At 36.0% G+C, this 4,815-nt stretch carries 4 protein-coding genes and 1 other annotated feature; of the genes, 1 reads left to right on the forward strand and 3 read right to left on the reverse strand.

Going from position 1 to position 4,815, the window contains the following annotated elements:
* Positions 1-38: 38 nt before the first annotated feature.
* On the reverse strand, positions 39-221 hold the full coding sequence (locus tag GZ63_RS18715; RefSeq protein WP_051681465.1) for a hypothetical protein: 183 nt from the start codon (positions 219-221) through the stop codon (positions 39-41).
* A 149-nt stretch (positions 222-370) separates the two neighbouring features.
* The gene (locus GZ63_RS16655) at positions 371-2,449 is read right to left on the reverse strand and encodes a transglycosylase domain-containing protein (RefSeq protein WP_051681466.1); all 2,079 of its coding nucleotides are present in this window, start codon (positions 2,447-2,449) and stop codon (positions 371-373) included.
* Positions 2,450-2,603: 154 nt separating this feature from the next.
* Positions 2,604-2,823 (forward strand) — a binding site (T-box leader).
* A gap of 52 nt (positions 2,824-2,875) precedes the next feature.
* On the opposite strand from GZ63_RS16655, the gene tyrS reads away from it, so the two are divergent.
* Complete coding sequence (gene tyrS, locus GZ63_RS0110440; protein WP_029269311.1) at positions 2,876-4,147, forward strand: tyrosine--tRNA ligase; 1,272 nt, start codon at positions 2,876-2,878, stop codon at positions 4,145-4,147.
* 89 nt (positions 4,148-4,236) lie between these two features.
* Here the strand turns inward: tyrS and rpsD are convergent.
* A partial coding sequence (rpsD, locus tag GZ63_RS0110445; RefSeq protein WP_029269314.1) for a 30S ribosomal protein S4 occupies positions 4,237-4,815 on the reverse strand: 579 nt, incomplete at its 5' end.

Below are 4,815 nucleotides of genomic sequence, written 5' to 3' on the forward strand. Positions count from 1 at the left end.
TTTTTTATTTGATCGCTAAAAGCAGCATGTATTTCTGTCTAATCTTTTTGTGGAAATAATTTACTGAGATCGTCTAATTCGTCATAGCCATGTTCTTCTAAAAAGTCACGGTTGAATAATACGCCGTTTCCTTTTTTGGGTTTTTTCCGCTTACTCTTTTCGGATTTTCCGCTAATTAGACTATCATCTTTTTCCGTTGGTACGTATTTTTCGTTAAACAAATCTGCCTTGACAAGTTTTGCTTTCCTACATAGGTCTGTAGGTAGTTTCCCGGAAGGTGCACAATAGCTGCGCTCAACAATACCGTTTGGACGTTTGAATTTTTCTTTTGGAGTAACTAGATCTGGATTAATTTCAGATGCACTGTTAATCAGCTCAGCCCAAAGCTCATATTTCGCTGACTATAACTTAATGAACAGCCCGGACAATCATCTAAGCCATGGTTACTATCATAACCTATCCAAGCGCCAAACGTTACATTTGGATTTGTACCTACAAACCATGCGTCTTTATAATCATTTGACGTTCCTGTTTTTCCGGCCCAGTCAACATCGTTATGTTTTAATTGTGATTTTATATATGTGCCAGTTCCTTTATTGATTACATCTCGCATGATGTCTAGCGTTAAATAAGCTGTTTCTGGAGAAAATACCTTTACTGGTTCGGACTCATGTTTATAGATGACTTCTCCATCACTTGTCGTTATTTTTTCAATCATGTAGGCATTCCTAAACTTTCCGTCATTACCAAATGTTGAAAAGGCATTAGTATTTTCTTCCACAGTGACCCCGTGTGTTGTCCCGCCAATTGAAAGGGATGGGAATGTATACTCGTCATCCGAGATAGTAGTAATCCCCATTTTTTCCATATATTTTTTTCCTAGATTACCATCTATTAATTGTTTATAAACTCTTACCACAGGAATGTTATATGAATTCGTAAGCGCCTCCCGGGCAGAAACGAGACCATGCTCCCCTTTTGCGTAGTTGTCTGGTAGCCAGCCATCACTTGGCATTTTGAAATCTGCCAGTGGTGTTCCCGGTTGAATAATACCTTCTTCAAAAGCTGGGGCGTACGTAAGGATCGGTTTCATTGTACTACCATTTGATCGTTTAGATTGAGTAGCGAAATTTACTTGATTCTCTTTGCTGTAATCACGACCACCTACAAAGCTGATTATTTTTCCAGTGTGGTTCTCAATTAAGACTGCGCCTGCTTGGACAGGATCTGTTATTTCTTCTCCGTTTTCATCAATTGCAGTAATATCAGGACCAAAATGCTGATAATTTTTTACGACCTCTTGGAATTTATTATATATTTCCTTATCTATTGTTGTATGAATTTTATATCCATTTCTTCGTAAAGCGCGATCTGCATATTTTGTATATTGTTTGTTTAACTTTTGATCACTTTTTAAATCCTCTTTTGTATATCCGTCTTTTTTAGCTAGTATGTTTTTTAAAATAAATTTAGCTCTCTTTTGGACTTCATCTGCGAAATAGGATTTTTGTGGATTTTTCTTTGGTTTTTCAATGAAATCATCTATAATATCATAATCTATTGCTTTTTTATATTCTTTTTTCGTAATATAGCCTTCCTCATACATCCGATTTAAAACAGTTTTCATTCGGTTTAATCCTGGTTGTAGATTTTCCTTATCTTTTAGCTTTCCTTCATTTGTAAAGGGTGTATAGTATGAAGGGCTTTGTGGCAGCCCTGCTAAAAATGCTGCCTGTGGTAAGTTTGCATCTTCCGCGTCTACACCAAAGATTCCTTTGGCTGCAGTTTGTACGCCAGCAACATTCCCACCTGATGCTTCACGGCCATATGGAATTATATTTAAGTAAGCTTCTAATATTTGGTCTTTTGTAAAGAAATTTTCTAGGCGAAGTGCCAAAAGGATTTCTTTTGCTTTACGGTCAAAAGACACTTCATTTGTCAGTATTTGATTCTTTATAAGTTGCTGGGTCAGTGTGCTTCCACCTGTTTTAACATTTGAATTTGTTACTTCTTGAACAATGGCTCGAACGATAGCTTTTGGTACAACGCCTTCATGTTCATTAAAATATTGATCCTCTGTTGCAATAACGGCGTTGATTAAGGTATCAGAAACCTGATCTAAAGAAACCTCTTCTCGGTATATATCAGAGCGCACATCTCCATAATATTTCCCGTCGCTAAAATAAAGTTTTGAAGTTTCTTCATAATTATAAATATCTTTTTTCATATTTTCATAGCTTCGAATGGGTTCGTCTTTAACTAGGGAAGCAAAATAGCCGGCACCCATCCCGCCAATGAAAAATAATCCAATAAAAGCTGTAAGGAGTAAAAGTAAAATAATATTCCACATAATGTCATATGTAATACGAAAATTCTTTTGCAATTTCTCATTCTTTACTATCGATTTAATTTTAGTATAATATCTTCGAAGTGTTTCTTTAAGATCCACGGTTAACCTCCTAAAATGATGTTCAATCGAACATCAAAAATACATTATTATTATAGCATACAAGAAATTTTAGGTGTAGATAGGTGAGATGAGGATATATACTATTGCTTTTTGGTGTAAAATATGGTAAGAATATATATTATAATATAATAATTAAATTGCGAAGAAAGATCGAAGTAGTTTTGTGAATCCCTATAAAAGAGAACTGGCGGTTGGTGCGAGCCAGTATATATTTACAGACGAATTACAATCTCGAGCATCAACTTTAGTTCGATTATTTAGAGCTAAAGAGACGGTGATTTCATCGTTAACAATACCAAAGTGGCAAAAATTTTTGCAACAAGGGTGGTAACGCGTATAAACTCGTCCCTTATGATGATTAGGGATGAGTTTTTTTATTTTAAGAAATGGTGAGGTGTGTGATGAATGGATATTTTACAGGATTTAGAAAAACGGGGATTAATTCAACAAACAACAGACTGGGAAGGACTTAAAAAGCATTTGACAGATAGACAGGTCACATTGTACTGTGGGTTTGATCCAACAGCAGATAGTTTACATATCGGTCATTTATTGCCGATTGTTATGTTAAAAAGGTTTCAGCGGGCAGGGCATAAGCCAATCGCATTGATCGGCGGAGGAACAGGAATGATCGGAGATCCTAGTGGTCGGTCTAGTGAACGTTCCCTAAATAGTGCTGATGTTGTAAAAGGATACAGTGAAAAGATTAAACAGCAATTAGCTAAAATATTAGACTTTGATCATGGGGAAAATGCAGCTGTTGCTCGTAATAATCATGATTGGCTGGCGAGTATGACCATTATTGACTTTTTAAGAGACGCTGGTAAACATTTTGGAATTAACTATATGCTAGCAAAAGAATCTGTTTCAGCTCGCATTGAACAAGGAATTTCCTATACAGAGTTTAGCTATATGATTTTACAATCTCTTGATTTTCTGAAATTATATGAAGAAGAGAATTGCACATTACAAATAGGCGGAAGTGATCAGTGGGGGAACATAACAGCTGGTATGGAATTTATTCGTCGTTCCCGTGAAGATAAAGATGAAGAAGTAACGGCTTTTGGATTGACTGTTCCATTGATCACGAAAGCGGATGGAACTAAATTTGGCAAAACCGCTGGCGGTGCTGTATGGTTAGATCCTAATAAAACAACAGCTTATGAGTTTTATCAGTTTTGGTTTAATACGGATGACCGGGATGTTATGAAATTCTTGCATTATTTCACGTTCTTAGAAGAGGATGAATTAAATCTTTTGCAAGCAGAGGTGGAAAATAATCCGGAGAATCGTATTGCACAAAGACGTTTAGCAGAAGAAATGACAAAATTGGTTCATAGTCAATCAGCGTTAGAACAAGCCCAAAAAATATCTACTTCATTGTTTAAAGGTGATTTGAAACAACTGTCTGGCAATGATATTGAGCAAGGATTTAAAGATGTTCCGACTTATGAAATGGAAAAAACAGATATCGGTTTAATCGATCTTCTTGTAAATGCTTCTATATCCTCGTCAAAAAGACAGGCGAGGGAGGATATTAATAATGGAGCTATTTATATTAATGGAGAGAGACAGCAAGACCTACAATATGTTATTACAGCAAATGACCGCATTGAAGATAGATTTACTGTTATTAGACGTGGAAAGAAAAAGTACAATTTAATTCAATATAAATAAACAAATGAAGGTTGTATGAGCATATATGTTATGCATACAGCCTTTTATACCATAAAAAAACTGTTCACAAATAGTGAACAGTTTTTTTATTAATGACGTGAATAGAACTCTACGATAAGCGCTTCATTGATTTCTGCTGGTAATTCAGAACGCTCAGGGTAACGAACATAACTTCCTGTCATTTGATCCGCGTCAAAATTAAGATACTCAGGTACAAAATTGTTTACTTCAATAGCCTCTTTAATAATATCTAAGTTCTTCGCTTTTTCTCTTAATCCAATTTCTTGAGCTGGTTTTAAGCGGAATGAAGGGATGTCTACACGGCTGCCATCCACAGTGATATGTCCGTGATTTACAAGCTGACGAGCTTGCTTACGTGTACGTGCAAGACCTAGGCGATAAACAATATTATCTAGGCGGGATTCAAGTAGAATCATAAAGTTTTCACCGTGAACACCTTTCATTTTTCCTGCTTCATTAAACAAGTTAAGGAATTGGCGTTCATTCAGTCCATACATATAGCGTAACTTTTGCTTCTCTTGAAGCTGTAAGCCATATTCAGAAATCTTTCTACGTTGATTAGCACCGTGTTGCCCAGGAGCATAAGGGCGCTTATCTAATTCTTTACCTGTACCAGTTAATGAAATGCCAAGACGTCGTGATTTTTT

The organism is Virgibacillus alimentarius (genome assembly GCF_000709085.1).
GTDB lineage: Bacteria > Bacillota > Bacilli > Bacillales > Amphibacillaceae > Virgibacillus_B > Virgibacillus_B alimentarius.